Annotated in this window: 28 protein-coding genes; 14 read left to right on the top strand and 14 right to left on the bottom strand. The window is 71.2% G+C overall.

Going from position 1 to position 24,965, the window contains the following annotated elements:
- Nucleotides 1-10: 10 nt before the first annotated feature.
- Nucleotides 11-739 (top strand): AzlC family ABC transporter permease, encoded by a 729-nt coding sequence (locus ABZY20_RS23055; protein ID WP_356443403.1) that lies wholly within the window; start codon nucleotides 11-13, stop codon nucleotides 737-739.
- Nucleotides 736-1,044: an AzlD domain-containing protein gene (locus ABZY20_RS23050; protein ID WP_356443402.1), complete on the top strand. Its 309-nt coding sequence runs from the start codon at nucleotides 736-738 to the stop codon at nucleotides 1,042-1,044. Before ABZY20_RS23055 ends, ABZY20_RS23050 begins: the two co-directional genes overlap by 4 nt.
- Here the strand turns inward: ABZY20_RS23050 and ABZY20_RS23045 are convergent, their stop codons facing one another.
- Nucleotides 1,045-1,998 carry a hypothetical protein gene (locus tag ABZY20_RS23045; protein ID WP_356443401.1) on the bottom strand — a complete coding sequence of 318 codons (954 nt, stop codon included), beginning with the start codon at nucleotides 1,996-1,998 and terminating at the stop codon, nucleotides 1,045-1,047.
- 79 nt (nucleotides 1,999-2,077) lie between these two features.
- Here ABZY20_RS23045 and ABZY20_RS23040 point away from each other — a divergent pair, with 79 nt between their 5' ends.
- The 4 genes from ABZY20_RS23040 (at nucleotide 2,078) to recX (ending at nucleotide 6,112) form a co-directional block, all read left to right on the top strand.
- A complete protein-coding gene (locus ABZY20_RS23040; protein ID WP_356443400.1) occupies nucleotides 2,078-2,272 on the top strand; it encodes a DUF3046 domain-containing protein in 195 nt (64 codons plus the stop codon).
- Nucleotides 2,273-2,375: 103 nt separating this feature from the next.
- Nucleotides 2,376-3,722, top strand: a complete 1,347-nt coding sequence (locus ABZY20_RS23035) for an AI-2E family transporter (protein ID WP_356443399.1) — start codon at nucleotides 2,376-2,378, stop codon at nucleotides 3,720-3,722.
- Between the two features lie 341 nt (nucleotides 3,723-4,063).
- Nucleotides 4,064-5,188: a recombinase RecA gene (gene recA / locus ABZY20_RS23030; RefSeq protein WP_356443398.1), complete on the top strand. Its 1,125-nt coding sequence runs from the start codon at nucleotides 4,064-4,066 to the stop codon at nucleotides 5,186-5,188.
- A 3-nt stretch (nucleotides 5,189-5,191) separates the two neighbouring features.
- Nucleotides 5,192-6,112: a recombination regulator RecX gene (gene recX, locus ABZY20_RS23025; RefSeq protein WP_356443397.1), complete on the top strand. Its 921-nt coding sequence runs from the start codon at nucleotides 5,192-5,194 to the stop codon at nucleotides 6,110-6,112.
- A 134-nt stretch (nucleotides 6,113-6,246) separates the two neighbouring features.
- Here the strand turns inward: recX and ABZY20_RS23020 are convergent, their stop codons facing one another.
- The 8 genes from ABZY20_RS23020 to ABZY20_RS22985 all read right to left on the bottom strand — a co-directional run bounded on the left by ABZY20_RS23020 (nucleotide 6,247) and on the right by ABZY20_RS22985 (nucleotide 12,681).
- Entirely contained in the window at nucleotides 6,247-6,666 is a 420-nt protein-coding gene (locus ABZY20_RS23020; RefSeq protein WP_356443396.1) for a rhodanese-like domain-containing protein, read from the bottom strand.
- Nucleotides 6,663-7,220: a cysteine dioxygenase gene (locus ABZY20_RS23015; protein WP_356443395.1), complete on the bottom strand. Its 558-nt coding sequence runs from the start codon at nucleotides 7,218-7,220 to the stop codon at nucleotides 6,663-6,665. The genes ABZY20_RS23020 and ABZY20_RS23015 overlap by 4 nt, the downstream gene beginning before the upstream one ends.
- 106 nt (nucleotides 7,221-7,326) lie before the next feature.
- Nucleotides 7,327-7,398, bottom strand: a complete 72-nt coding sequence (locus ABZY20_RS23010; RefSeq protein ID WP_310851512.1) for a putative leader peptide — start codon at nucleotides 7,396-7,398, stop codon at nucleotides 7,327-7,329.
- A 169-nt stretch (nucleotides 7,399-7,567) separates the two neighbouring features.
- Complete coding sequence (locus ABZY20_RS23005) at nucleotides 7,568-9,169, bottom strand: FAD-dependent monooxygenase (protein WP_356443422.1); 1,602 nt, start codon at nucleotides 9,167-9,169, stop codon at nucleotides 7,568-7,570.
- A gap of 188 nt (nucleotides 9,170-9,357) precedes the next feature.
- Entirely contained in the window at nucleotides 9,358-10,230 is an 873-nt protein-coding gene (locus ABZY20_RS23000; RefSeq protein WP_356443394.1) for an amino acid ABC transporter permease, read from the bottom strand.
- Nucleotides 10,227-10,892 (bottom strand): amino acid ABC transporter permease, encoded by a 666-nt coding sequence (locus tag ABZY20_RS22995; RefSeq protein WP_356443393.1) that lies wholly within the window; start codon nucleotides 10,890-10,892, stop codon nucleotides 10,227-10,229. The genes ABZY20_RS23000 and ABZY20_RS22995 overlap by 4 nt, the downstream gene beginning before the upstream one ends.
- A gap of 93 nt (nucleotides 10,893-10,985) precedes the next feature.
- Nucleotides 10,986-11,822, bottom strand: a complete 837-nt coding sequence (locus ABZY20_RS22990) for a glutamate ABC transporter substrate-binding protein (protein WP_356443392.1) — start codon at nucleotides 11,820-11,822, stop codon at nucleotides 10,986-10,988.
- 82 nt (nucleotides 11,823-11,904) lie between these two features.
- On the bottom strand, nucleotides 11,905-12,681 hold the full coding sequence (locus ABZY20_RS22985) for an amino acid ABC transporter ATP-binding protein (protein ID WP_356443391.1): 777 nt from the start codon (nucleotides 12,679-12,681) through the stop codon (nucleotides 11,905-11,907).
- 287 nt (nucleotides 12,682-12,968) lie between these two features.
- On the opposite strand from ABZY20_RS22985, the gene ABZY20_RS22980 reads away from it, so the two are divergent.
- Entirely contained in the window at nucleotides 12,969-13,655 is a 687-nt protein-coding gene (locus ABZY20_RS22980; protein WP_356443390.1) for a response regulator transcription factor, read from the top strand.
- Nucleotides 13,656-13,664: 9 nt separating this feature from the next.
- Nucleotides 13,665-15,071, top strand: a complete 1,407-nt coding sequence (locus ABZY20_RS22975; protein WP_356443389.1) for a HAMP domain-containing sensor histidine kinase — start codon at nucleotides 13,665-13,667, stop codon at nucleotides 15,069-15,071.
- Nucleotides 15,072-15,277: 206 nt separating this feature from the next.
- On the opposite strand, the gene ABZY20_RS22970 is transcribed toward ABZY20_RS22975, so the two are convergent.
- Nucleotides 15,278-16,279, bottom strand: a complete 1,002-nt coding sequence (locus ABZY20_RS22970) for a TAXI family TRAP transporter solute-binding subunit (RefSeq protein ID WP_356443388.1) — start codon at nucleotides 16,277-16,279, stop codon at nucleotides 15,278-15,280.
- A gap of 97 nt (nucleotides 16,280-16,376) precedes the next feature.
- Between ABZY20_RS22970 and ABZY20_RS22965 the strand changes: the two genes are divergently transcribed.
- Nucleotides 16,377-16,784, top strand: a complete 408-nt coding sequence (locus tag ABZY20_RS22965; protein ID WP_356443387.1) for a MazG nucleotide pyrophosphohydrolase domain-containing protein — start codon at nucleotides 16,377-16,379, stop codon at nucleotides 16,782-16,784.
- A gap of 235 nt (nucleotides 16,785-17,019) precedes the next feature.
- On the opposite strand, the gene ABZY20_RS22960 is transcribed toward ABZY20_RS22965, so the two are convergent.
- Nucleotides 17,020-18,237 carry a cation:proton antiporter gene (locus ABZY20_RS22960; protein WP_356443386.1) on the bottom strand — a complete coding sequence of 406 codons (1,218 nt, stop codon included), beginning with the start codon at nucleotides 18,235-18,237 and terminating at the stop codon, nucleotides 17,020-17,022.
- Nucleotides 18,238-18,241: 4 nt separating this feature from the next.
- Nucleotides 18,242-18,727 (bottom strand): TrkA C-terminal domain-containing protein, encoded by a 486-nt coding sequence (locus ABZY20_RS22955; RefSeq protein WP_356443385.1) that lies wholly within the window; start codon nucleotides 18,725-18,727, stop codon nucleotides 18,242-18,244.
- Nucleotides 18,728-18,983: 256 nt separating this feature from the next.
- Here ABZY20_RS22955 and ABZY20_RS22950 point away from each other — a divergent pair, with 256 nt between their 5' ends.
- The 4 genes from ABZY20_RS22950 to ABZY20_RS22935 all read left to right on the top strand — a co-directional run bounded on the left by ABZY20_RS22950 (nucleotide 18,984) and on the right by ABZY20_RS22935 (nucleotide 22,947).
- Nucleotides 18,984-19,931, top strand: a complete 948-nt coding sequence (locus ABZY20_RS22950; protein WP_356443384.1) for a sensor histidine kinase — start codon at nucleotides 18,984-18,986, stop codon at nucleotides 19,929-19,931.
- A complete protein-coding gene (locus ABZY20_RS22945; RefSeq protein ID WP_356443421.1) occupies nucleotides 19,931-20,584 on the top strand; it encodes a response regulator transcription factor in 654 nt (217 codons plus the stop codon). Before ABZY20_RS22950 ends, ABZY20_RS22945 begins: the two co-directional genes overlap by 1 nt.
- A 64-nt stretch (nucleotides 20,585-20,648) precedes the next feature.
- Entirely contained in the window at nucleotides 20,649-22,175 is a 1,527-nt protein-coding gene (miaB, locus tag ABZY20_RS22940; protein WP_356443383.1) for a tRNA (N6-isopentenyl adenosine(37)-C2)-methylthiotransferase MiaB, read from the top strand.
- A 58-nt stretch (nucleotides 22,176-22,233) separates the two neighbouring features.
- Complete coding sequence (locus tag ABZY20_RS22935) at nucleotides 22,234-22,947, top strand: class III extradiol dioxygenase subunit B-like domain-containing protein (protein WP_356443382.1); 714 nt, start codon at nucleotides 22,234-22,236, stop codon at nucleotides 22,945-22,947.
- A gap of 120 nt (nucleotides 22,948-23,067) precedes the next feature.
- Here ABZY20_RS22935 and ABZY20_RS22930 read toward each other — a convergent pair whose 3' ends face one another.
- Together ABZY20_RS22930 and ABZY20_RS22925 are read right to left on the bottom strand one after the other, a co-directional pair.
- Nucleotides 23,068-23,415, bottom strand: a complete 348-nt coding sequence (locus ABZY20_RS22930) for an antitoxin (protein ID WP_356443381.1) — start codon at nucleotides 23,413-23,415, stop codon at nucleotides 23,068-23,070.
- Nucleotides 23,416-23,441: 26 nt separating this feature from the next.
- Nucleotides 23,442-23,780, bottom strand: coding sequence for a hypothetical protein (locus ABZY20_RS22925; RefSeq protein WP_356443380.1), 339 nt, complete (start codon nucleotides 23,778-23,780; stop codon nucleotides 23,442-23,444).
- A gap of 182 nt (nucleotides 23,781-23,962) precedes the next feature.
- Here ABZY20_RS22925 and miaA point away from each other — a divergent pair, with 182 nt between their 5' ends.
- Nucleotides 23,963-24,901: a tRNA (adenosine(37)-N6)-dimethylallyltransferase MiaA gene (miaA, locus tag ABZY20_RS22920; protein ID WP_356443379.1), complete on the top strand. Its 939-nt coding sequence runs from the start codon at nucleotides 23,963-23,965 to the stop codon at nucleotides 24,899-24,901.
- Nucleotides 24,902-24,965 lie beyond the last annotated feature (64 nt).

Genomic DNA, 24,965 nt, shown 5'->3' with positions numbered 1-24,965 from the left:
GTTCCCGGGTGTGGCAGAACCGATAGCTCTCCAAGATCCGGAAACCAGTGAGAATGAGAAGGCGGACAGGGCCGTCGTGCGGGACGCCCTCGGCGTCGGGGTCGCCGTGGGGCTCTCCGGGTTCGCCTTCGGGGTGACCTCGGCCGGCAGCGGACTCACCGTGCTCCAGACCTGCGCGCTCAGCCTCCTCGTCTTCACCGGCGCCTCCCAGTTCGCCCTCGTGGGCGCACTCGCGGGCGGGGGCAGCGCGTTCACGGCCGCCGCCGGGGCGTTCTTCCTCGGAGTGCGGAACGCCTTCTACGGGCTGCGGCTGTCGCAGATCCTGGCCCTCCCGCGCGCGGTGCGGCCGTTCGCCGCCCAGTGGGTCATCGACGAGACGGCCGCCGTCGCGCTCGCCCAGCCCACACGGCGATCCGCACGGATCGGCTTCCTGGTGACCGGGCTGAGCCTGTACGTGCTGTGGAACCTCACCACCCTGCTCGGTGCCCTGGGCGCCGAGGCCATCGGGGACACCGACGCGTGGGGCCTGGACGCCGCGGGACCGGCGGTCTTCCTCGCACTGCTCGCACCGATGCTGCGCACCGGCACCGAGCGGGCCGTCGCCGCACTCGCCGTGCTGCTGGGACTCGGACTGCTGCCCGTACTGCCCGCCGGGGTGCCGGTGCTGCTCGCCGCGCTGGCGGCACCGGCCGTGCTGTGGGCGGACGGCCGTCGCAAGGGCCGGAGGGAGGCACGGTGAACGTCTGGATCGCCATCGGCGCGACCGTCCTCGGGTGCTACGCCGTCAAGCTCGCCGGTCTGCTGGTGCCCGCGAACGCCCTGGAACGGCCCGTGGTCCGGCGCCTCGCCGCCCTGCTGCCCGTCGCGCTGCTCGCGGCCCTCACCGCCCAGCAGACCTTCGCCCACGGGCAGACACTGCTGCTCGACGCGCGAGCGGCCGGACTCGCCGCCGCCGCCGTGGCGCTGCTGCTGCGCGCGCCGTTCCTGCTCGTGGTCGCTGCGGCAGTGCTGGTGACCGCCGGGGTGCGGGCCATGGGCGGGTGATCAGCCGATCCGCCGCCCGTACGCACCGAGCGTGCGCAGCGCCTCGATCGTCACCACCGGACGGGACTCCGACGCGGGGACCGGCGCCCAGTGGCGCCAGCGCACCGGCCAGCCGCCGTCCTCCTGCTGCTGCGCCGCGAGATGGTCCAGGGAGCGGTCCATCTCCTCGTCCGAGAACCACGCGCGCGCCAGCGACTGCGGTGTCCTCGCGTAGTCGTGCGGGAAGTGGTGCTCGCCCGGGGCGTAGCCCGGGGAGACCGGATACGCGTCGAGGCCGCCGGGGTCCAGGGCGGCGAGGCGCTGCGCGCGCACCAGGCGGCCCAGCCGGTCGGCGGCCGCCTCCGCGCGCGGGCGGTCGGGCGCGGAGTCCAGGAACGCCACGGCCGCCTCGACCTCGTAGGGGTGCGACGTCTCCAGGGACTCCACCGCCTGCCAGCAGAAGTCCGTGGCCCTGAAGAGCCAGGCGTGCCACACCTCGTTGCGGTGCAGCAGCCCGACCACCGGCCCGGTGGCCAGCAACTCGCTCGGCGGGTCGTCCACCACCGGCACGAAAGGCGCCGTCGGATAGCCGCGCTGGCTCGGGTGGACCGCCGGGAGCGCGCCGTCCGCCGTGGACACGGACGTCAGGTAGCGGCACATGCGTTCCACGCGCTGGCCGGCGCAGCGTCCCACGGCGTCCAGCACGCGCAGGGCGTGGGCGGTGTGCAGCGGCTGGCTGACCGGGCCGCGCAGATCCGGCTCCAGGCCGTGGCCGTACCCGCCGTCCGCGTTGCGGTAGGCGTCCAGAGCGGTCTCCACCGGGTCGGCGGAGGCACCCCGGAAGTGATGGGCGAAGAGGTGTTGCTCCAGCACGCGCGCGGTGAGCCAGACGAAGCGCTCGGCGCGCGCGACGGGCGTGTGCGGCGGGGACGGCGGGGACGTCGGGGGGAGTACGGGTGCTCCTGAATCGGCCATGGGTCAGACCGTAGGGCGCAAAGGACCGTCGCAGGCGGTCCCGGCCCAGGCCCACACCCAGGGGCGGGATACTGGAGTCATGCGGTTGACGGTCTTCTGGGAGCGGATGGCGGAGCACTTCGGTCCGGGCTACGCCGACACCTTCGCGCGCGACCACGTGATGTCCGAGCTCGACGGGCGCACCGTGCACGAGGCGCTGGACGCCGGCTGGTCCGCCAAGGACGTCTGGCAGGTGGTCTGCGCGGTGATGGACGTGCCCCGGGAGAGGCGCTGACCACCGCCGCCGAACGCCGCCGGACGGCCGCGCGGATCGTCGGCCGGTCACGAAGGTCCCAGGCGGGCAGACGGCTGTCGGTGGCGTGGGTGAGACTTGGCGCGTGACATCCACTGACGAGACCGGGCAGACAACCCAGCAGTCATCCCCGTTCGGTTCGACACCGCCCGCCCAGCCCCCGGCAGGCGGGGCCGGGCCGAACGGCCGCATGCCGCGCTGGCTGCCGCGCGCCATGGTGCTGGCGCTCACGCTCGTCGCCCTCTTCCAGCTGGGCAGTTGGGCGTTCCACCAGCTCACCGGCCTGCTGACCAACATCCTCATCGCGTTCTTCCTGGCCCTCGCCATCGAACCTGCGGTGAGCTGGATGGCCTCGCGCGGAATCCGCCGGGGCTTCGCCGCGTTCGTCGTCTTCATCGGCGTGATGATCACGGCGGCGGGCTTCGTCACCCTCCTCGGGACCGTCCTCGCGGACCAGATCATCAAGTTGATCGAGGGCTTCCCCGAGTACCTCGACTCCGTCATCAACTGGATCAACACACACTTCAAGACCGACCTGAAGCGCGTCGACATCCAGGAGGGCCTGCTCCGCTCCGACTGGCTGCGCAACTACGTGCAGAACAGCGCCACGGGCGTCCTGGACGTCTCCGCCCAGGTCATCGGAGGCCTCTTCCAGCTGCTGACGGTCGCGCTGTTCTCGTTCTACTTCGCCGCCGACGGCCCCCGGCTGCGACGCACGATCTGCTCCGTCCTGCCGCCCGCCCGGCAGGCCGAGGTGCTGCGCGCCTGGGAGATCGCCGTCAACAAGACCGGCGGCTACCTCTACTCGCGCGGCCTGATGGCGCTGATCTCCGGCATAGCCCACTTCGTCCTGCTGCAGTTCCTCGACGTGCCCTACGCGCCCGTGCTCGCCGTGTGGGTGGGACTGGTGTCCCAGTTCATCCCGACCATCGGCACGTACCTCGCGGGCGCGCTGCCCATGCTGATCGCGTTCACGGTGGACCCCTGGTACGCGCTGTGGGTGCTGATCTTCGTCGTGATCTACCAGCAGTTCGAGAACTACGTGCTGCAGCCCAAGCTGACCTCGAAGACCGTCGACATCCACCCCGCGGTCGCCTTCGGCTCGGTCATCGCGGGCACCGCACTCCTCGGCGCCGTCGGCGCGCTGATCGCCATCCCCGCCGTCGCGACGCTGCAGGCCTTCCTGGGGGCGTACGTGAGGCGGTACGACGTCACGGACGACCCCCGGGTGCACGGGCATCACCGGCGTGGGGAGGGGCCAGGGCTGGTCTCGCGCGCGCGAGTGCTGTGGGCGCTGCGGAAGCAGGGCCAGGAGCGGCCCGGAGGCGGCGACCTCGGGTCCGGTTCCGGGCCGGGCCCGAGCCACGGCCCGGGATCTGGCTCCGACTCGGACTCCGGCTCTGGCTCGGGATCTGGGTCGGGTTCCAAGTAGAGGTGCCTCTGCGGGCCGCCCGGGCGGGGTGAGCCCTGAGCTCCGCTTCAGCGCTGTGGACACGCGGATCGCTGCCGTCCGCTGCCGGCTGCCGTCCACTGGTGCCGGGACACCGGCGAACCCTGTCACCGGAGGTGCCGAGTGGTGCGCTTGACACCAAAATCGAACATCCATTCTTATGGAGTCTCCGGCGCGGCTCAACGGCGGGCGATTCGACATAGTTTGGGTAGAGAAGCGCCCGAGTTATCCACAGGCCGGAGGTGCGTCGAGGCGCATTGTCAGTGGCAGGCGTTAGCGTCTTTGACGTGAAGCGATCGACTCAAGCAAATCGGGTGGAACCCATGGCAGGAACCGACCGCGAGAAGGCCCTGGATGCCGCACTCGCACAGATTGAACGGCAATTCGGCAAGGGCGCGGTCATGCGCATGGGCGACCGCACCAACGAGCCCATCGAGGTCATCTCGACCGGATCCACCGCCCTCGACGTGGCCCTCGGCGTGGGCGGCCTGCCCCGCGGCCGTGTCGTCGAGATCTACGGACCGGAGTCCTCCGGTAAGACCACCCTCACCCTGCACGCGGTGGCGAACGCGCAGAAGGCCGGCGGCCAGGTCGCCTTCGTCGACGCGGAGCACGCCCTCGACCCCGAGTACGCCAAGAAGCTCGGCGTCGACATCGACAACCTCATCCTCTCCCAGCCCGACAACGGTGAGCAGGCCCTGGAGATCGTGGACATGCTGGTCCGCTCCGGCGCCCTCGACCTCATCGTCATCGACTCCGTCGCCGCGCTCGTGCCGCGCGCGGAGATCGAGGGCGAGATGGGCGACAGCCACGTCGGTCTGCAGGCCCGCCTCATGAGCCAGGCCCTGCGGAAGATCACCAGCGCGCTCAACCAGTCCAAGACCACGGCCATCTTCATCAACCAGCTCCGCGAGAAGATCGGCGTCATGTTCGGCTCCCCGGAGACCACGACCGGTGGCCGGGCGCTCAAGTTCTACGCCTCGGTGCGCATCGACATCCGCCGCATCGAGACCCTGAAGGACGGCACCGAGGCGGTCGGCAACCGCACCCGCTGCAAGGTCGTCAAGAACAAGGTCGCGCCGCCCTTCAAGCAGGCCGAGTTCGACATCCTCTACGGCCAGGGCATCAGCCGTGAGGGCGGCCTGATCGACATGGGCGTGGAGCACGGCTTCGTCCGCAAGGCCGGCGCCTGGTACACGTACGAGGGCGACCAGCTCGGTCAGGGCAAGGAGAACGCGCGCAACTTCCTCAAGGACAACCCCGACCTGGCCAACGAGATCGAGAAGAAGATCAAGGAGAAGCTGGGCGTCGGCGTGCGTCCCGAGGAGCCGGCCGCCGAGCCCGGCACGGACGCCGCGGTCTCCGCTCCGGCCGACGCGGCGCCCGCCGTCCCCGCTCCGGCAGCGGCCAAGACCAGCAAGTCCAAGGCCGCCGCAGCCAAGAGCTGACCCGTGACACGACGAACCGACTGGGCGGAGTACGAGCACGCCGCCTCCGGCATCCCGCGGGGGAGGGCCACCGGAGGCGATACGGACTCGGCCGTGGGCGGTGAGGACGCGTACGGGGGCGACGGGCTGTACCGGGGCGACAGGCTGTACGGGGACGACGAGCCGAACGGAGGGCGGCTGCGCGGAGAGCCGTACGGAGAGCAATACGGAGGAGGCTCACTCGGAGGCGGCTCGGGAAGCACCGCCAGGGACTGCTCGGAAAGCACGTCCGCGGGAGGCTCGGAAGGCTCGCCCGGAGGTGACTCGCGTGGCGGCGGGGCGCGTCGCGGGCGTGGGCGGCGTCGGCGAGGGTTCGAAGACGCCGCTGATCCACAGGACGGAGGTGCCCTCTCTTTGTCGAGGGCCGAGCAGGAGGCGCCTCCGGGGGACCCGGTCGAGCAGGCTCGGGCGATCTGCCTGCGCCTGCTGACCGGGACCCCGCGGACGCGCAAGCAACTCGCCGACGCGCTGCGCAAGCGGCAGATTCCGGACGACGCCGCCGAGGAGGTGTTGTCGAGGTTCGAAGAGGTCGGCCTGATCAACGACGGCGCTTTCGCGGACGCCTGGGTGGAGTCCCGTCACCACGGACGAGGACTGGCCCGGCGTGCGCTCGCCCGGGAACTGCGTACCAAGGGCGTCGATTCCACGCTGATCGACGAGGCCGTCTCCCAGCTCGACTCCGAGCAGGAAGAGGCGACCGCGCGTGAACTCGTCGCCCGCAAGCTCCGCTCCACCCGCGGCCTCGACCGCGACAAGCGCCTCCGCCGCCTCGCAGGCATGCTCGCCCGCAAGGGCTATCCCGAGGGCATGGCCCTGCGGGTGGTCCGCCAGGCGTTGGAGGAAGAGGGGGAGGACACGGAGTTCCTGGGGGACGAGGGGTTCTGAGGGGGACGAGGGGTTCTGGGGGAGCTGGGCTGAGGGGGCACCGGGGGTGGGGAGGGAGGGGGAGGGGAGGGGGTGGCCCCCCAAGACCCCGCCGCCAAGCCCGAACACGTCCTCAGCCCCCACCCAAAAACCCCTCACCCCACCGGCAACCCCGCCCCCCGCCAGGCCTGGAACCCCCCGACCAGATCAGTGGCCCGATGCAGCCCCAGCCGGCGCAGCGACTGGACCGCCAGGCTGGAGGCGTACCCCTCGTTGCAGATCACGACGATGCGCAGCGCATGGCTGGTGGCCTCGGGGAGGCGGTGGCTGCCCTGGGGGTCGAGGCGCCACTCCAGTTCGTTGCGCTCGACGACGACGGCGCCCGGGATGAGGCCGTCCCGGTCCCGCAGTGCGGCGTAGCGGATGTCCACCAGCAGTGCGTCACCGGCCCGGGCGGCTTCGTACGCCTCCTGCGGGCCGATCCGCACGTACTCCGCGCGTACTCGTTCCAGCAACTCGTCGATGCCGACGGGAGGTTGGGCCTCACCGTTCGCCGGTTCGTGCGTGGCGCTCACTGCCAGTCCTCCGGCCGTTCCACTTGCTCGAGGCGCAGGATCGGGCCGCTGCGGCTGTAGCGGCGGATCTGCGGCAGGGGCGGATAGTAGGCGTGGACGGAGATCGCGTGCCGGTCGGGCGACTCGTTGAGCACCTCGTGGACGTGGTGCCGGCCGAAGGTGCGGCCCCGCCCCGCCGGGAGCAGCCGTGTGCGGTCCACTCCTTCGGAGAGTTCCAGGGTCTTCCAGCCGTCGGTGGGCAGCCGTGCGGCGAGCGAGTTCTCCTTCAGCTCGCCCGACGCGGTCTGGAAGGCGCCCACGGAGTCGGCGTGGTCGTGCCAGCCGGTGCCCGTGCCGGGTGGCCAGCCGATCAGCCAGGCCTCGCTGCCGCCCGGGCCGTCGAGACGCACCCAGGTGCGGCCCTCCGGGTCGAGCGGCAGTGAGGAGATCAGTTCGGTGTCGGCCGCCGCGCGCCGCACGAAGTCGTGGAGGTCGGCTTGCGTCGGGGCCGGGCGGGCCGGGGAGACGGAGGGACGCGGGGAGGAAGAAGGGCTCGCGGAAGGGGAGAGGGACACGGGTGCCGTCCTGAAGGTCCTGATCCTGATGATGGTTCGCGAAAGAGGCGCGGCTGCCGACGCGGACACAGCGTGGCGCGCGCACAGGGGAGAGGGAGATGCGAAGTCAGCAGGACGGGCGACACACGCAGCCCGCATAGCGGAGGAGGTCCATATGGACCCTCCGCCACAGGCGCACACAGGTGTCGGTCACGTTCCGGAGTAGACCATGAGCGCCTGGAGCGGTCAACTCACTGTCACCATGCGGACGCACGGTGACAGAGAGCACGTCGTTCGAGGTGTCGGAGTCGGAGTCGGAGTCGGAGTCGGAGTCGGTGGCGGTGGCGGTGTCGGCACCGGCGCCGGTGTCAGCTCGCCGATGCGCCGGCTTCGGCCTCCGTCTTTTTCGTGCCGCCCATCGCGGCCTCGGCCGCCGTGTACAGATCCTCCGGGCGCACTCCGCCGAGGGCGGTGACGAGGTGCCCGTCGGGGCGCACCAGGAGCACCGTGTGCGCGGCCGCGCCCGGGTAGCTCTCGGCGACCAGCAGTTCGGCGGGATGGGGAAGTGCCGTGACCGCGGTGGCGAGCCGGGGCATGATGCCGGCGTGGGCCCAGTGCTTGCGTTCCCACACACCCGTGCCCGGCGCGATCAGCACCACGAGCAGGGCGCCCCGTCCGAGCCGGTCCCGCAGCCGTACGAAGGTGCCGTCCTCCGCGGTGACCCGGACGTCCGTGACCTGCGATCCGGGCGGGGTGTCGACCGGCACTTCTCCTTCGAGATGCGGGGGCGCGAGCGGTGAGTCGGCGTACGCCCCCGGCGCTCCGAGCTGGCCCTGCCCCAGGTGACCGTCCGCGAGGAGGGTGTCGTGGCTCCGGGACGAGCCGGGGACGTAGGAGCGCAGGCCCTTGCCGCCGCGCAGCAGTGGCAGCGCTTGGTCGGCGGCGCGGAGCCGGGCGGCGACGACCGCCCGCCGCTCGGTCTGGTAGCTGTCGAGGAGCCCTTCGTGCGGTCCGTGGTGCCAGGCCAGGGCCAGTTTCCAGGCGAGGTTGTCGGCGTCCCGGAGTCCTTCGTCCAGCCCGTGCGTGCCCAGTGCGCCGAGCAGGTGGGCGGCGTCCCCGGCGAGGAACACGCGGTCGGCGCGCCAGCGCCGGGCCAGCCGGTGGTGGACCGTGTGGACGCCGGTGTCCAGGAGTTCGTAGGGCGGGGTCGTGCCGCCGCACCAGCCGGCCAGGGTCTCGCGGATGCGGGTGATCAGCAGTTCGGGGGTGACGAGGTCCTTGCCGGGCGGCAGCAGCCAGTCCAGACGCCAGACGCCGTCCGGCAGGGGACGTGCGGTGACTTCGCCGGCGGAGGGGCCCGACATGCGCCAGGGAGGCATCCGGTGCAGCAACGCCTCGTGGGGCCAGGGCAGTTCGGTTCGGAGGGCCGCCACGGCGTGACGTTCCACCGCGGTACGGCCGGGGAAGCGGATGTCCTGCAGTTTGCGCACGGTCGAGCGGGGGCCGTCGCAGCCGACGAGATAACTGCCGCGCCACCAGGTGCCTTTGGGGCCGCGGGTGTGGGCGGTGACGCCGGAGGGCTCCTGCTCGATGCCGTCGAGGCGGCTCTCCACGGCGATCTTGACGAGTTTCTCGCCCGCGAGAGCCGAACGCAGGAGGCCGGTCAGGACGTGCTGGGCGATGTGCAGCGGGATCGGCTCGGTGCCGTCGAAAAAGACCTCGCGCATCACCTGCTTGCGCCGTACGGACCGCCATCCGGCCCATTGCGCACCGAACTCGTCCAGCGGCACGCCGGTCAGGCGTTCCACGAGCGCGGCGGTCTCCTCGCGCAGGACGACGGTGCGCGAGGCGCGGGGTTCGTCCTTGCCCGGGCCCTCGTCGAGGACGACGCAGGGCACTTCCTGACGGGCCAGAGCCAGGGCGAGCGTGAGCCCGATGGGCCCGGCTCCGACGATGATCACCGGATCCACGGCGCCGCGCCCCCTGCCCGTGGTGTTGTCCTGAGGGACGTAGGTGAACACGAAGTCGGAGCAGGGTGCACGATCACAGAACGTATGCAACCTATTGCCGGTGCTTGCGTCAAGTGATCAGGGGCAGTGGCGATCATGCCACTGCCCCTGAGGTCGTTACGCGAGGTGACCGAGTGTCAGGTGACGGTTCAGTCGGCCTTACCGGTCGCCAGGTCTTCGGCGCCCACGACCGCGCCGGTCGACTTCTTCGCCTGGCGCAGACGCTGCTCCAGCCAGCTCGCGAAGGAGGTGAGGGCGAAGTTGAGGGCGATGAAGACCACGGCCACGACGGTGTAGCTGGCGATGACGTTGGCGCCGTAGTAGCCGGCCATCGTGCTCGCCGACGCGAGCAGTTCGGGGAAGGTGAGGACGGCGCCGCCGAGAGCGGTGTCCTTCACGATCACGACCATCTGGCTGACGATGGCCGGCAGCATCGCGGTGACCGCCTGCGGCAGCAGGATGAGCCGCATCTCCTGGTTCTTGCGCAAACCGATCGCCATGGCCGCCTCGGACTGGCCCTTGGGCAGGGACAGGATGCCGGCGCGGACGATCTCGGCGAGGACCGAGGCATTGTACAGCACCAGGCCCGTAACGACCGCGTACAGCGGACGGTCGTCGGACGAGACGTTGGTGTACTCGGCGAACAGCGCGAGCCCGAAGATCATCAGGATCAGCACGGGAATGGCACGGAAGAACTCGACCACGACTCCGGCGGGCACCCGGATCCAGGCATGCTCCGACAGGCGGGCGATGCCGAAGACCGCGCCCAGCGGCAACGCGATGATCATGGCGAGCGCCGCGGCCTTCAGCGTGTTCAGCAGGCCCGGCCAGATGTAGGTCGACCAAGGCTCGGCGCTGGTGAAGAACGGCTTCCACAGCACCCACTCGAGCTGGCCCTTTTCCTCGAGGGTGCTGAACAGCCACCACAGCACCGCGGCGGAAGCCACCAGGAAGAGAACCGTGAACAGGATGTTGCGCCGCTTGGCACGGGGGCCCTGGGCATCGTAGAGAACGGAACTCATCGCTTCACCGCCACCTTCTTGCCCACCCAGCCGAGGATCAGACCGGTCGGCAGCGTCAGCACCACGAAACCGAAGGCGAAGATCGCCGAGATCAGCAGCAGCTGGGCCTCGTTCTCGATCATCTCCTTCATCAGCAACGCCGCTTCCGCCACACCGATCGCCGCGGCCACCGTGGTGTTCTTCGTCAGGGCGATCAGCACGTTCGTCAGCGGACCGACGGCCGAGCGGAAGGCCTGGGGAAGCACGACCAGCCGCAGCACCTGCGAGAAGCTCAGGCCGATGGCGCGGGCCGCCTCCGCCTGCCCGACCGGCACCGTGTTGATGCCGGAGCGCAGGGCCTCGCACACGAATGCGGAGGTGTAGATGATCAGGCCGAGGACGGCGAGCCGGAAGTTGGCCGTGTCCGACCTGTCGGCGCCCAGGTTGATCTGCAGGGTCTGGTACAGGCCCAGCGAGGTGAACAGGATGATCACGGTCAGCGGGATGTTCCGCACGATGTTCACGTAGGCGGTCCCGAAACCGCGCATCAACGGCACCGGGCCGACGCGCATGGCGGCCAGCAGGGTGCCCCAGATCAGGGAGCCGACGGCCGAGAGCAGGGCGAGCTGCACCGTCGTCCAGAAGGCTCCCAGGATGTCGTAGTCACTCAGAAAGTCGAACACGATCTCCCGCGCTTCCGCGTATAGGGATGCCGATGCCCCGGTGCGCCGCCCCGGAGGGCGGCGCACCCGTCAGGCTTTGCCTCAGCCGTTGCGTCAGCTCTTGATGTCGCCGATCTTCGGCGCGGGCTCGTTCTTGTAGTTGGCCGGGCCGAGGTTCTTGTTCACGGCCTCCTGCCAGGCCTTGTCGGCGACCATGTCCTCGAGGGCCTTGTTGATCTTGTCCTTGAGGTCGCTGCCCTTCTTGACGCCGATGCCGTAGTTCTCGTTGGTCATCTTGAAGCCGCCGAGCTTGAACTTGCCCTTGAACTGGGCCTGGGCGGCGTAACCGGCGAGGATCGAGTCGTCGGTGGTGAGGGCGTCGATGGCCTTGTTCTGCAGACCGCTCAGACAGGCCGAGTACGTCGGGTACTGCTGGAGGTCGGCCTTGGGGGCCAGCTTCTCCTTGACGTTCTGCGCCGAGGTGGAGCCGGTCACCGAGCAGAGCTTCTTGTTGTTGAGGTCGGCCGGCGACTTGATCGAGTTGTCGTCGGCGCGGACCAGCACGTCCTGGTGGGCCAGCAGGTACGGGCCGGCGAAGTCGACCTTCTCCTGGCGCTCGGGGGTGATCGAGTAGGTCGCGGCGATGAAGTCGACGTCACCGCGCTGCAGCATGGTCTCGCGGTCGGCGCTCTTCGCTTCCTTCCACTCGATCTGGTCCTCGCTGTAACCGAGCTTCTTGGCCACGTAGGTGGCGACGTCGACGTCGAAGCCGGAGTAGCCCTGCGGCGTCTTCTGGCCCAGGCCGGGCTGGTCGAACTTGATGCCGACGGTGATCGTCTTGCCGCCGGAGCCGGAACCGCCCTCGTCGTTGCTGTCGCCGCCGCACGCCGTGGCGGTCAGGGCGAGAGCGAAGACGGTGGCCGAGGCGGCGGTGACCTTGCGGAGCTTCATGGTGAACATCCTTTGGCTGGTGAAGGAGATGCGGACCCTCAAGGGGCGGGCGGCGTGGTCGCGTCCAAAGCGACCCGCGCCGTCAGTGGTGCAGGATCTTCGACAGGAAGTCCTTGGCACGGTCGCTGCGCGGATTGCTGAAGAACTGGTCGGGCGCAGCCTCCTCGACGATTCGGCCGTCCGCCATGAACACCACGCGGTTCGCCGCAGATCGTGCGAAACCCATCTCGTGGGTGACGACGATCATGGTCATACCGTCGCGGGCGAGCTGCTGCATGACCTCCAGCACCTCGTTGATCATCTCGGGGTCGAGCGCGGAGGTCGGCTCGTCGAAGAGCATGACCTTCGGCTCCATGGCCAGGGCACGCGCGATCGCGACGCGCTGCTGCTGGCCGCCGGAGAGCTGTGCCGGGTACTTCTCGGCCTGGGCGGCCACGCCGACCCGGTCCAGCAGGGCCCGGGCCCGCTCCTCGGCCGCCTTCTTGTCCTTCTTGCGGACCTTGATCTGGCCGAGCATCACGTTCTCGAGCACGGTCTTGTGCGCGAAGAGGTTGAAGGACTGGAAGACCATGCCGACGTCGGCCCGCAGCCGGGCCAGTTCCCTGCCCTCGGCAGGCAGGGGCTTGCCGTCGATCGTGATCGCGCCCGAGTCGATCGTCTCCAGGCGGTTGATGGTGCGGCACAGGGTGGACTTTCCGGACCCGGAGGGTCCGATGACCACGACGACTTCGCCGCGGGCGATCGTCAGGTCGATGTCCTGGAGTACGTGCAACGCGCCGAAGTGCTTGTTGACGCTCTTCAGGACGACCAGTTCGCCGGTCGCGGCCACATCTTCCTTGGCCACCGATACTTCGGTCATCGCTCTCAGGCTCCGTCCTCCTCGGTTTCGGAGGACAGTAGTTACCCTCCACGACCTGCGTCATTACATCTGAGGGGAATCTGAGCATCACGATCCGATAGCAATCGGACACATGTCGTAGCACTTATGAGCAGCGCTCATATCGGCCGGATAACGGAAGTCGTCAGCAACCGGAACCCTCTTGACGCCGTCCTCATCCATCAGCGTGACTGCACAGTGCGCACGCGCGTGTGCACGCGTCTTGTACCTCTCCAGATCGTACGGCCAGTGAACCGAAGGGGGCCCGGGTGAGACTGCTGCTCGTCGAGGACGACAACCACGTCGCCGCTGCCCTGTCGGCGGTACTGGCGCGGCACGGGTTCGACGTCACGCACGCGCGCAGCGGTGAGGAGGCCCTCCAGGCCCTGGTGCCCGAGGTCGACGGCTTCGGCGTCGTCCTCCTCGACCTCGGCCTGCCCGACCAGGACGGCTACGAGGTCTGCGGCAAGATCCGCAAGCGCACCAGCACCCCGGTGATCATGGTGACCGCCCGCTCCGACGTGCGCTCACGCATCCACGGCCTCAACCTCGGTGCCGACGACTACGTGGTGAAGCCCTACGACACGGGGGAGCTGCTCGCCCGCATCCACGCGGTGAGCCGGCGCACCTCCCACGAGGACACCTCCAGCGGCATCGAGACCGAGCTGCGGCTCGGCGCGATGCACATCGAGCTGCCCACCCGCCGGGTCAGCGTGGACGGGTCGGTCGTGCAGCTGACCCGCAAGGAGTTCGATCTGCTGGCCCTGCTGGCGCAGCGGCCCGGGGTGGTCTTCCGCCGGGAGCAGATCATCAGTGAGGTGTGGCAGACCAGCTGGGAGGGAACGGGGCGCACCCTCGAGGTGCATGTGGCGTCCCTGCGCGCGAAGCTGCGGATGCCCGCCCTCATCGAGACCGTCCGCGGAGTCGGATACCGGCTCGTCGCGCCTGCCGGATAGCGGGGCCGGGTGCGCACTCGTCTGCTCCCGCTGCTGATCATCCTGATGGCGGCCGTACTGCTCGCGCTCGGCGTGCCGCTCGCGGTCAGCACGGCCGGCGCCCAGCAGCAGAAGGTCGTCGTCGACCGCATCGACGACACCGCGCGCTTCGCAGCCCTCGCCGGCTTCGTCACCGACTCGCCGGACGCCGCCGCCGAGGCCTTCGAGAACGAGCGTCTGGCCACCCTCAGCAGCGAACTCCGCAGCTACCACGAGGTCTACGGCATCCGCGCCGGTGTCTTCTACCGCAACGGCAGTGCCATGGCCAGGGCACCCGCCCGCTGGGCCCTGCCGAAGGACGGCGAGGTGCGTGACGCCTTCGCCGAGGCCCTGCTCAGCCGCCGCAGCCACGACCCGCAGCAGGTGTGGCCGTGGCAGCGCCGCAACCTCGTGGTGGCCTCGCCGGTCATCCGGGACGGTGACGTCGTCGCGGTCGTCGTCACCGACTCGCCCACCGGGCAGATGCGCTCGCGCACGCTGCAGGGCTGGCTGGTGATCGGCGCGGGCGAGTTCGCCGCGATGCTGCTGGCCGTGGGCGCCGCCCTCCGGCTGACCGGCTGGGTGCTCAAGCCCGTACGGATCCTGGACGCCACCACGCACGACATCGCCACCGGGCGGCTCAAGTCGCGGGTCGCGGCCGCGGGTGGCCCGCCGGAACTCCAGCGTCTGGCCCGGTCGTTCAACGAGATGGCCGACAACGTCGAGGACGTCCTGGAGCAGCAGCGCGCCTTCGTCGCCGACGCCTCGCACCAGCTGCGCAACCCGCTCGCGGCGCTGCTGCTGCGCATCGAGCTGCTCTCCTTCGAGCTGCCCGAGGGCAACAAGGAGATCGCCTCCGTCCAGGCCGAGGGCAAGCGTCTCGCCCAGGTCCTCGACGACCTGCTGGACCTGGCGCTGGCCGAGCACACCGAGGCGGATCTGAGGATCACGGACATCGGCGCGCTCGCCGCCGAACGCCTCGCGGCCTGGACCCCGACCGCCGAGGCCAAGGGCGTGCGCCTGGTCGGCGACTGCCCGCCGACGACCGGCTGGGCCGACCCGATCGCCCTGTCCAGCGCGCTGGACGCGATCATCGACAACGCCGTGAAGTTCACGCCCGAGGACGGGACCGTCGAGGTGAGCGTCGCCTCGAACGGGGACTCCTCCACCGTGGTCGTCGCCGATCACGGCCCCGGCCTCACCGACGACGAGCTGGCCCGCATCGGCGACCGTTTCTGGCGCAGCGGCCGCCACCAGAACGTCAAGGGCTCGGGCCTGGGGCTGTCCATCTCGCGGGCGCTGCTCGCGGCGGGCGGCGGTTCGATCACGTACGGCCATCACGAGCCGCACGGGCTGCGGGTGACGGTACGGGTGCCCAGGTCGGCGTCGGCGGCCTGAAGCCGGGCTTGCCGTGATCGCCCTCGACCACCGGCGCCACCCTTGACTACCGGCGTCACCCTCGACCACGGGCGTCACACCCTTGACCACCGGCGTCACCCTCGACCACGGGCGTCACCCTTCGACCCCGGCGTCACCCTCCACTACCGGGATCACCCTCCACTACCGGGATCACCCTCGATCACCAGGATCAGCGGGCTCCGGCGCTACGGCTTGACCGACTGGTAGTAGCGCTGAGCCCCCGCGTGCAGCTGCAGCGGGTCCGTGTAGATGGCCGTACGGACGTCGACCAGTTGCGCGGAGTGGACGGACCGGCCGATGCCGTCCCGGCTGTCGATCACCGTCCGGGTCAGCCACTCGGTGAGCCGTGGATCGAGGTCGCTGCGCGTGATCAGCACGTTGGACACCGCCAGGGTGGGCACCGGCTCGCCGCGCTGGATGGTGGGGTAGGCCGACTCCGGCATCTTCGTGGCGCGGTAGTAGCGCGTGGCGCCGCCCTGCTCGTGCAGCTTGGCCACGAGGCGGGCGTCGATCGGCACGAACCGGAACGCCGACGCCGACGTCTTGGCCACCCGGCTGAGCCCGTCCGTGGGCAGCCCGCCCGACCAGAAGAACGCGTCGAGGCCGCGACCGAGGCGCCGGGGCCCGGTGTCGATGCCGTCCGACGCAGGCGTGATGTCCTTCTCCGGATCGATGCCGGCCGCCTTGAGCACGCCGTTCGCGATCAGCCGCACGCCGGAGTTCGGCAGCCCTATGGCCACGCGCTTGCCCCGCAGGTCCGCGACGGAGTGGATGTCCGAGTCCGGCGACACGACGAGCTGCACATAGTCGTCGTACAGGCGGGCGACCCCGCGCAGCCGGTCGGCGCCGGGGCTGTTGTCGAGCTTGTACGTGGCGATCGCGTCGGCGGCGGCGATCGCGAAGTCGGCCTTGCCCGTCGCCACGTCCGAGACGTTCTCCTGCGAGCCGGCCGTGGTCAGCAGCCGTACCCGCAGGTCGGGCATGTCCTTGTCGATGGCGTTGCTGAGGAGTTCGCCGTACTCGTGGTAGACCCCCGCGCGCGTGCCCGTGCTGATGGTGACCGTCCCGGACGGGGGCTCCTCCGCCCAGGGGCGCAGCCACCACAGCAGGAGCCCGAGGACCACGAGAGCGGCGGTGCCGCCCTGCAGGGCCCGCTGCCTGCCGATCGGGGGGAACGTCCTGGACATGCGCGCGATCCTGCCAGGCGTGGGGCCCCTCTGACCAGGGCGGGGGTCACAGGTGGGGGCGGGGGGAGTGTCAGTGGCCGCCACTACAGTCGGCCCCATGAGCTCCTCGCCCGCCGACCTGGTCCGTGCATTCCACCTCGCGTTCGGCCTGGACGCCCGCAGCACTCCGACGGAGGTCTCCCCGGAACTCGCCGCCCACCGCGGCGAACTGCTGGCTGAGGAGGCCGCGGAGGTCGCCGAGGTGTCGGTGACGGGCCCGCTCGACCGGCTCGCGCACGAGCTGGCGGACGTGGTCTACGTCGCCTACGGCACGGCCCTGGTGCACGGCATCGACCTCGACGCCGTGCTCGCCGAGATCCACCGCTCCAACATGACCAAGATCGGCCCGGACGGGTCGGTGTCCCGCAGGGAGGACGGCAAGGTCCTCAAGGGCGAGCACTACGAGGCACCGGACGTGGCGGGGGTGCTGCGGAAGCAGGGGTGCGTGCCGGGCGGGGGCGACTGACCGGGGCCGCTCTCTCCACGCGCCCCGGCCCCGTCACTGATCTCGCCCTGTCCCCGCCACTGTCCTCGGCCTGTCCCCTCCACCGATCTCACCCTGTCCCCGCCACTGTCCTCGGCCTGTCCCCTCCACCGATCTCACCCTGTCCCCGCCACTGTCCTCGGCCTGTCCCCTCCACCCCCGGCGTCTCCCGCACCCTTGCTGGGCGACAGGTGCCTCTACTCCGCGAAAGGTGCCTCTACTCGGCGACAGGCGCCTCCGCCTCCGCCGGACGGAGCGCGGGCTCCGTCCGTCGCGGCGCGCGGCGGCCGGTCCACCAGGACGCCACCGGCTCCGTGTACCGCGCGGTCAGCGGGCCCAGGACGACCAGGATGAGGACGTAGGCCGTGGCCAGCGGGCCGAGGGACGGCTCGATACCGGCCGAGACCGCGAGTCCCGCGATGACGATCGAGAACTCACCGCGTGCCACCAGCGCACCGCCCGCCCGCCAGCGTCCCTTCACGGAGATCCCGGCCCGGCGTGCCGCCCAGTAGCCGGTGGCGATCTTCGTCAGCGCGGTGAGGACGGCCAGGCCGAGCGCGGGCAGCAGGACCGGCGGGATGCTCGACGGGTCGGTGTGCAGCCCGAAGAAGACGAAGAACACCGCCGCGAACAGGTCGCGCAGAGGGCTCAGCAGCGTGTGCGCGCCCTCCGCCACCTCACCGGACAGCGCGATGCCCACGAGGAAGGCCCCCACCGCCGCCGACACCTGGAGCTGCTGCGCGACCCCCGCCACCAGGATCGTCAGACCCAGCACGACCAGCAGCAGCTTCTCCGGGTCGTCGCTGGAGACGAAGCGGGAGATGACCCGGCCGTAGCGCAGGGCCAGGAACAGCACGAGGCCCGCCGCACCCAGCGCGATCGCCAGCGTCACACTGCCGGCCAGCAGACCGGCGCCCGCCACCAGCGCCGTGACGATCGGCAGGTAGACCGCCATCGCCAGGTCCTCCAGCACCAGCACGCTGAGGATCACCGGCGTCTCGCGGTTGCCGACCCGGCCCAGATCGCCGAGCACCTTCGCGATCACCCCGGACGACGAGATCCAGGTGACGCCGGCCAGGACGACGGCGGCCACCGGTCCCCAGCCGAGCAGCAGCGCCACCGCCGCTCCCGGCAGCGCGTTGAACGCGCAGTCGACCAGACCGGACGGGTAGTGCGTCTTGAGGTTGGAGACCAGATCGCTCGCCGTGTACTCCAGGCCGAGCATCAGCAGCAGCAGGATGACGCCGATCTCGGCGCCGGTGGCGATGAACTCCTCGCTCGCCCCCAGCGGCAGCAGACCGCCCTCGCCGAAGGCCAGTCCGGCCAGGAGGTACAGCGGTATCGGCGACAGCCGGAAACGGGCGGCGAACCGGCCGAGCAGGCCGAGGCCGAGGATGATGGAACCGAACTCGATCAGGAGGACCGCGGAGTGCACCGGCTCACTCCCGCTCGAGTATCGACGCGGCCGCGTCGACGCCCTCGCGCGTGCCCACGACGATCAGGGTGTCGCCGCCCGCCAGCCGGAAGTCCGGTGCGGGCGACGGGATGGCCTCGGCCCGCCGCAGCACCGCCACCACGGAGGCGCCCGTGTCCGTCCGCATCCGGGTGTCGCCCAGGACCCGCCCGTTCCAGCGGGAGGTCGCGGCCACCTCGATCCGCTCGGCCACCAGTCCCAGGTCCGTGGTGTACAGCAGGCTGGGGCTGTGGTGGGACGGCTTGAGCGCGTCGATCAGGGAGCCGGCCTCCGAGCCGGTCAGCCGCAGGGAGTGCGCGCAGGAGTCGGGATCGTCGGCCCGGTACACGTTCACCGTGCGCGTGCCGTCGCGGTGCGCCACCACCGACAGATGGCGGTGTTCCCGGGTTTCCAGGTCGTACTGGACCCCGATACCCGGTAGCGGCGTCGCCCTCAGGCGCGGAGCTGACACGTTGCGTCCCCTTGTCCGACTTGTCTGTCTGTTCGCCGTGCTCTTGCAGATCCGGTCGTGCTCTTGCAGGTCCGGTCGTAGCTCTTGCAGGTCCAGTGGACCGTGCCGATCATCGGACCGGCCACCTCCGCATGCTGCCATCCGGTCGTACGGTGACGACATGGGTGTCGTGACGGATATACGAGGCGACCGGCCACCGGAGAGGCTGGGGCGGGCAGTGCCATACCCGAGAGCCGGAAGGGGCGGAGCCGCGCACGTGTCGTTGTTCTGGCGCATCTTCTCGCTCAACGCCGCCGGTCTCGTCCTGGCCACCGCGTTGCTGCTCGGCCCCGTCACCGTGTCGACGCCCGTCCTGTGGGGCGAGGCGCTGGTCCTGCTCGGCGGCCTGGCGCTGCTGCTGGCCGGCAACGCGCTCGTGCTGCGCTTCGGCCTCAGGCCGCTGCGGCGGCTGGACCGGGCCATGGCCACCGCCGACCTGCTGCGCCCCGGGTCCCGCCCGGTCGTCGCCGGCCCGGCGGAGACGGCCGGCCTGATCACCACGTACAACACGATGCTCGACCGGCTGGAGGCCGAGCGTGCCACGGGCGCCGCCCGGGCGCTGTCCGCGCAGGAGAGCGAGCGGCACCGGATCGCGCGGGAACTGCACGACGAGGTCGGGCAGACCCTGACCGCCGTCCTCCTGCAGCTCAAGCGCGTCGCCGACCGGGCACCCGAGGATCTGCGCGAGGAGGTCGGGCAGGCGCAGGAGGCGACCCGGGCCGGACTGGACGAGATCCGCCGTATCGCGCGCCGGCTGCGCCCCGGTGTCCTGGAGGAGCTCGGCCTGGCCAGTGCCCTGCGCTCGCTCGCGGCCGAGTTCACCACCCACGGGCTGACCGTCCGCCACCACGTCACCGGCGACCTCCCCGCCCTGCCGCCGGAAGCGGAACTCGTCGTCTACCGCGTGGCCCAGGAGGCCCTCACCAACACCGCCCGGCACGCGGCGGCCGACCGCGCCGAACTCCGCCTCCGGCCGGTCGCCGGCGGTGCCGAACTCCTCGTCCGGGACAACGGCACGGGCCTGGGCGGGGCCCCCGAGGGCGCCGGCATCACGGGCATGCGCGAACGCGCCCTGCTGATCGGCGCCGCCCTCGGCCTGGAAGCGGCCCCCGGCGGGGGAACCGGCATCCGGCTGCGCGTCCCCGTCACCGAAGGACCCCGATGATGCCCACCCCGATCCGCGTCCTGCTCGCCGACGACCACACCCTCGTCCGCCGGGGCGTGCGCCTCATCCTGGACGGGGAGCCCGACCTGACCGTCGTCGCCGAGGCGGGGGACGGGGCCGAGGCGGTCGCACTGGCCCGCCGGACCCCCGTCGACCTCGCCGTCCTGGACGTGGCCATGCCCCGCATGACCGGCCTCCAGGCCGCCCGCGAACTCTCCCGCCGCCTGCCCGACCTGCACATCCTGATCCTGACCATGTACGACAACGAGGAGTACTTCTTCGAGGCGCTCAGGGCGGGAGCCAGCGGCTACGTCCTCAAGTCGGTCGCCGACCGCGACCTGGTCGAGGCGTGCCGGGCGGCCGTACGCGACGAGCCGTTCATCTACCCCGGCGCCGAGCGGGCCCTGGTCCGCTCCTACCTGGACCGGCTGCACCGCGGTGACGGCCTGCCGGCGCGGGCCATCACCGAACGCGAGGAGGAGATCCTCAAACTGGTCGCCGAGGGCCACACCTCCAAGGAGATCGGCGAACTCCTCTTCATCAGCGCCAAGACCGTCGAACGCCACCGCGCCAACCTCCTGCAGAAACTCGGCATGCGCGACCGCCTGGAGCTGACCCGGTACGCCATCCGGGCGGGTCTCATCGAGCCGTGAGGCCCGGGGCCCGGTTGTCCACAGGCGGCCCGGCCACGTCCGGCGACCGCCTACCCTTGTCCCCATGAGCAGCATCGACCGGAGCCAGTCAGTGGGCGGCACGCGCACATACGAGGTACGCACCTACGGGTGCCAGATGAACGTCCACGACTCCGAGCGATTGGCCGGGCTGCTGGAGGACGCGGGCTACGTCCGCGCCCCCGAGGGCGCCGACGGCGAGGCGGACGTCGTCGTCTTCAACACCTGCGCCGTACGCGAGAACGCCGACAACAAGCTGTACGGCAACCTCGGGCACCTCGCCCCGAAGAAGGCCGGCCGCCCCGGCATGCAGATCGCGGTCGGCGGCTGCCTCGCGCAGAAGGACCGCGACACGATCGTGAAGAGGGCGCCCTGGGTGGACGTCGTCTTCGGCACGCACAACATCGGCAAGCTCCCGGTCCTGCTGGAGCGCGCCCGCGTGCAGCAGGAGGCGCAGGTCGAGATCGCCGAGTCCCTGGAGGCGTTCCCCTCGACGCTGCCCACGCGCCGCGAGAGCGCCTACGCGGCCTGGGTCTCCATCTCCGTCGGCTGCAACAACACGTGCACCTTCTGCATCGTCCCGGCCCTGCGCGGCAAGGAGAAGGACCGTCGCCCCGGCGACATCCTCGCCGAGATCGAGGCCCTGGTCGCCGACGGCGTCTCGGAGGTCACCCTCCTCGGGCAGAACGTCAACGCGTACGGCTCCGACATCGGCGACCGCGAGGCCTTCAGCAAGCTGCTGCGGGCCTGCGGCAGGATCGAGGGCCTGGAGCGCGTCCGCTTCACCTCGCCGCACCCCCGCGACTTCACCGACGACGTGATCGCCGCCATGGCCGAGACGCCGAACGTGATGCCGCAGCTGCACATGCCGCTGCAGTCCGGTTCCGACCCGGTCCTGAAGGCGATGCGCCGCTCCTACCGCCAGGAGCGCTTCCTCGGGATCATCGACAAGGTCCGCGCCGCCATCCCGCACGCCGCGATCAGCACGGACATCATCGTGGGCTTCCCCGGCGAGACGGAGGAGGACTTCGAGCAGACGCTGCACGTGGTGCGCGAGGCCCGCTTCGCCCAGGCCTTCACCTTCCAGTACTCCAAGCGCCCGGGCACCCCGGCCGCCGAGATGGACGGCCAGATCCCCAAGAAGGTCGTCCAGGAGCGCTACGAGCGTCTGGTCGCCCTCCAGGAGGAGATCTCCTGGGAGGAGAACAAGAAGCAGGTCGGCCGCACGCTGGAGCTGATGGTCGCCGAGGGCGAGGGCCGCAAGGACGACACCACCCACCGTCTGTCCGGCCGCGCCCCCGACAACCGCCTGGTCCACTTCACCAAGCCGGACCAGGAGGTCCGCCCCGGCGACGTGGTCACCGTCGAGATCACCTACGCCGCGCCGCACCACCTCCTCGCCGAGGGCCCTGTCCTCGACGTGCGCCGCACGCGCGCGGGCGACGCCTGGGAGAAGCGCAACGAGGAGAAGTCCTCCAAGCCGTCCCAGCCGGCCGGTGTCCTGCTCGGCCTGCCCAGGGTCGGCGTCCCCGAGCCGCTGCCGGTGGCGGCCGGCGGGTGCGGCTGCGACTGAGCCGGGCGGCTGCCGCCGCGTGCGGCGGTGGCACTCCCTGAGGGTTACCCTGCCGATCATGCTCGTCGCCGCCGCTGTCTGTCCCTGCCCGCCGCTGCTCGTTCCCGAGGTCGCCGCGGGAGCCGCTCCGGAGCTGGACGCCGCGCGCGCCGCCTGTTCGGACGCGCTGAGTGTGCTCGCCGCCGCCCGGCCCGGCCGCCTCGTGGTCGTCGGGCCGGTGGACGGCTCCGGGTGCGAGGCGTACCCGGAGGGCGGCCGGGGCTCGTTCAAGGGCTTCGGCGTGGACCTCGGCGTACGGCTGGGACCGGCCGCGGCGCCGGACACCGCCCGGCCGCTGCCCTACTCGCTGGCCGTGGCCGCCTGGCTGCTGGAGCGCGTCGGGTGGTCGGACGCGCCCGTCGAAGCACTGGGCGTGGGGGAGCAGCTCCCGCCCGAGCAGTGCGTACGGACCGGACGGGACGTCGCCGCACGGGACGAGCGGGTCGCCCTGCTGGTGATGGGCGACGCCAGCGCGTGCCGGACGCTCAAGGCCCCGGGCTACCTCGACGAACGGGCGGCGCCCTTCGACGCGGAGGCGGCGCGCGCCCTCGGCGCGGTGGACCTGCCGGCGCTCACCGCGCTGGACGCCGCTCTCGCCGGTGAGCTGAAGGTCTCCGGCCGGGCACCGTGGCAGGTCCTCGCGGGCGCGGCGGAGGGCACGGACCTCGACGGCTCGCTGCTGTACGAGGACGCTCCGTACGGAGTGGGGTACCTCGTGGCGACCTGGTCGTAGCCGGCCAAGGCGGGACACCCGGCGGCCGGCGCGGGAAACGGCGGACGGCCGGGAGCCCTCGGGCTCCTCGGCCGTCCGCCGTCGTGCCTTCCGTGCGGCGATGTCGCGGCGATGCGCGGGTCAGGACGCCGGAGGGGGCACGTCGTCCGGCGGCGTCGGCCCGCCCGGATCGCGCGGCGGCGCCGTGCGACCCGCATCGGGCGGCGGGGTCGCCGTGCCCGGCGGGGGAGCCGTGCCGCCCGCGGCCGGTCCGCTGTCGCCCTTGTGCGCGAATCGGTCCATGGCGTCCTTGGCCCGGCCCGTGCCGGACTGGATCTTGCCGCTGTACTTGCCCTTGGTGCCCTTGTCGACGGCGTGGGCCGCCTTGTCGAGGCCGTGCTGGATCTTGCCCTCGTGCCGCTGTGCGAGGTCGGAGACCTTGCTCTTGGCCGGGCCCAGTTTGGCCTTCATGTTGTCCAGCAGACCCATGGTTCACCTTCCCTCGCGCGAAGCGGTCACGTACGTGCGCCGTCACCGGCCTCGTTGTCGGCCGCCTTGTCGGTGGACTGCTGCTTGGGGATGTCGACCCCTTCGGTCTCGGTGTCCTTCGCCGCGGGTTCGGCGGCTTCCGCCGTCCCCTCGGCCGCCTTCACCTCGGCGGCGGCCGCCGCCTCCTCGGTCCCGGCACCCGCGTCCGCCGACTCGGCACCGGCACCCGCCTCCGCCGACTCGGCACCGGCACCCGCCTCCGCCGACTCGGCACCGGCCCCGGCCTTCGCCGACCCGGCGCCGGTCTCGGCGGCAGGCGCCTCCGTGGCCTTGGACCGCCGGAGAAGTCGTGCAAATACGCCCATATCCACTCCATACGTTACTCGTGCGGGCGAAATCCCGCGTAACCCGGTGCGTCCGTTTGCGCGGCCCGGGCCACCGCCTCGGTGATCCGGCGGCAGGAACCTCGCAACGGGCAACGACCCCGAAGCCGCGGCGTCACGTAACTCGTTCGAGACGGAGCTCCGAGGTTTGCGAGACTGTTCCGGTGAGCAGCGCACCCCCCGCCCCCCGCGTCATCGCCGTCGTCGGACCGACCGCGGCCGGAAAGTCCGATCTGGGCGTCTTCCTGGCCCAGCGTCTCGGCGGCGAGGTCGTCAACGCCGACTCCATGCAGCTCTACCGAGGGATGGACATCGGCACCGCCAAGCTGACGCCCGAGGAGCGCGGCGGCGTCCCGCACCACCTCCTCGACATCTGGGACGTCACCGTCACGGCGTCCGTCGCCGAGTACCAGCGCCTGGCCCGGGAGCGGATCGACGCGCTGCTCGCCGAGGGCCGCTGGCCGATCCTGGTCGGGGGCTCGGGGCTGTACGTGCGCGGGGCCGTCGACAACCTGGAGTTCCCCGGCACCGACCCCGAGGTCCGGGCCCGCCTGGAGGAGGAACTCACGCTGCGCGGCTCGGGCGCCCTGCACGCCCGCCTGGCTGCCGCCGACCCCGAGGCCGCCCGGGCGATCCTGCCGAGCAACGGCCGCCGGGTGGTCCGCGCCCTGGAGGTGATCGAGATCACCGGCCGGCCCTTCACCGCCAACCTCCCCGGCCACGACTCGGTCTACGACACCCTGCAGATCGGTGTCGACGTGGCCCGCCCCGAACTCGACGAGCGCATCGCCCGCCGGGTCGACCGCATGTGGGACGCCGGTCTCGTGGACGAGGTGCGCGCACTGGAGGCGCAGGGGTTGCGTGAGGGGCGTACGGCCTCGCGTGCGCTCGGCTACCAGCAGGTGCTCGCGGCGCTCGCCGGGGAGTGCACCCTGGAGGAAGCGCGGACCGAGACCGTCCGTGCGACCAAGCGCTTCGCGCGCCGCCAGGATTCGTGGTTCAGGCGCGATCCCCGGGTGCACTGGTTGAGTGGGGCCGCGGCCGATGTCGCGGAACTTCCGCGGCTCGCGCTGTCCTTGGTCGAACGACCGGTTACAGCCTGATCACGTCATGGCATCGGGACGCCCAGGCCGTCATCGGGGCCTGCGGCGGCGTGCCATCATCGAG

The organism is Streptomyces sp. NPDC006624, assembly GCF_040611555.1.
In the GTDB taxonomy this organism is placed as follows: domain Bacteria; phylum Actinomycetota; class Actinomycetes; order Streptomycetales; family Streptomycetaceae; genus Streptomyces.
Note: the sequence above shows the minus strand (reverse complement) of the source record. Positions and strands in the feature narration are given on the sequence as shown.

Coding starts and splice junctions, on each gene's coding strand:
- ABZY20_RS22930 (WP_356443381.1), bottom strand. CDS start 23,415: ATGGGTCTGCTGGACAACATGAAGGCCAAACTGGGCCCGGCCAAGAGC.
- ABZY20_RS22990 (WP_356443392.1), bottom strand. CDS start 11,822: ATGAAGCTCCGCAAGGTCACCGCCGCCTCGGCCACCGTCTTCGCTCTC.
- ABZY20_RS22935 (WP_356443382.1), top strand. CDS start 22,234: ATGCTCGTCGCCGCCGCTGTCTGTCCCTGCCCGCCGCTGCTCGTTCCC.
- ABZY20_RS23000 (WP_356443394.1), bottom strand. CDS start 10,230: ATGAGTTCCGTTCTCTACGATGCCCAGGGCCCCCGTGCCAAGCGGCGC.
- miaB (WP_356443383.1), top strand. CDS start 20,649: ATGAGCAGCATCGACCGGAGCCAGTCAGTGGGCGGCACGCGCACATAC.
- ABZY20_RS22965 (WP_356443387.1), top strand. CDS start 16,377: ATGAGCTCCTCGCCCGCCGACCTGGTCCGTGCATTCCACCTCGCGTTC.
- ABZY20_RS22970 (WP_356443388.1), bottom strand. CDS start 16,279: ATGTCCAGGACGTTCCCCCCGATCGGCAGGCAGCGGGCCCTGCAGGGC.
- recA (WP_356443398.1), top strand. CDS start 4,064: ATGGCAGGAACCGACCGCGAGAAGGCCCTGGATGCCGCACTCGCACAG.
- ABZY20_RS22925 (WP_356443380.1), bottom strand. CDS start 23,780: ATGGGCGTATTTGCACGACTTCTCCGGCGGTCCAAGGCCACGGAGGCG.
- ABZY20_RS23045 (WP_356443401.1), bottom strand. CDS start 1,998: ATGGCCGATTCAGGAGCACCCGTACTCCCCCCGACGTCCCCGCCGTCC.
- ABZY20_RS23040 (WP_356443400.1), top strand. CDS start 2,078: ATGCGGTTGACGGTCTTCTGGGAGCGGATGGCGGAGCACTTCGGTCCG.
- ABZY20_RS22985 (WP_356443391.1), bottom strand. CDS start 12,681: ATGACCGAAGTATCGGTGGCCAAGGAAGATGTGGCCGCGACCGGCGAA.
- ABZY20_RS22945 (WP_356443421.1), top strand. CDS start 19,931: ATGCCCACCCCGATCCGCGTCCTGCTCGCCGACGACCACACCCTCGTC.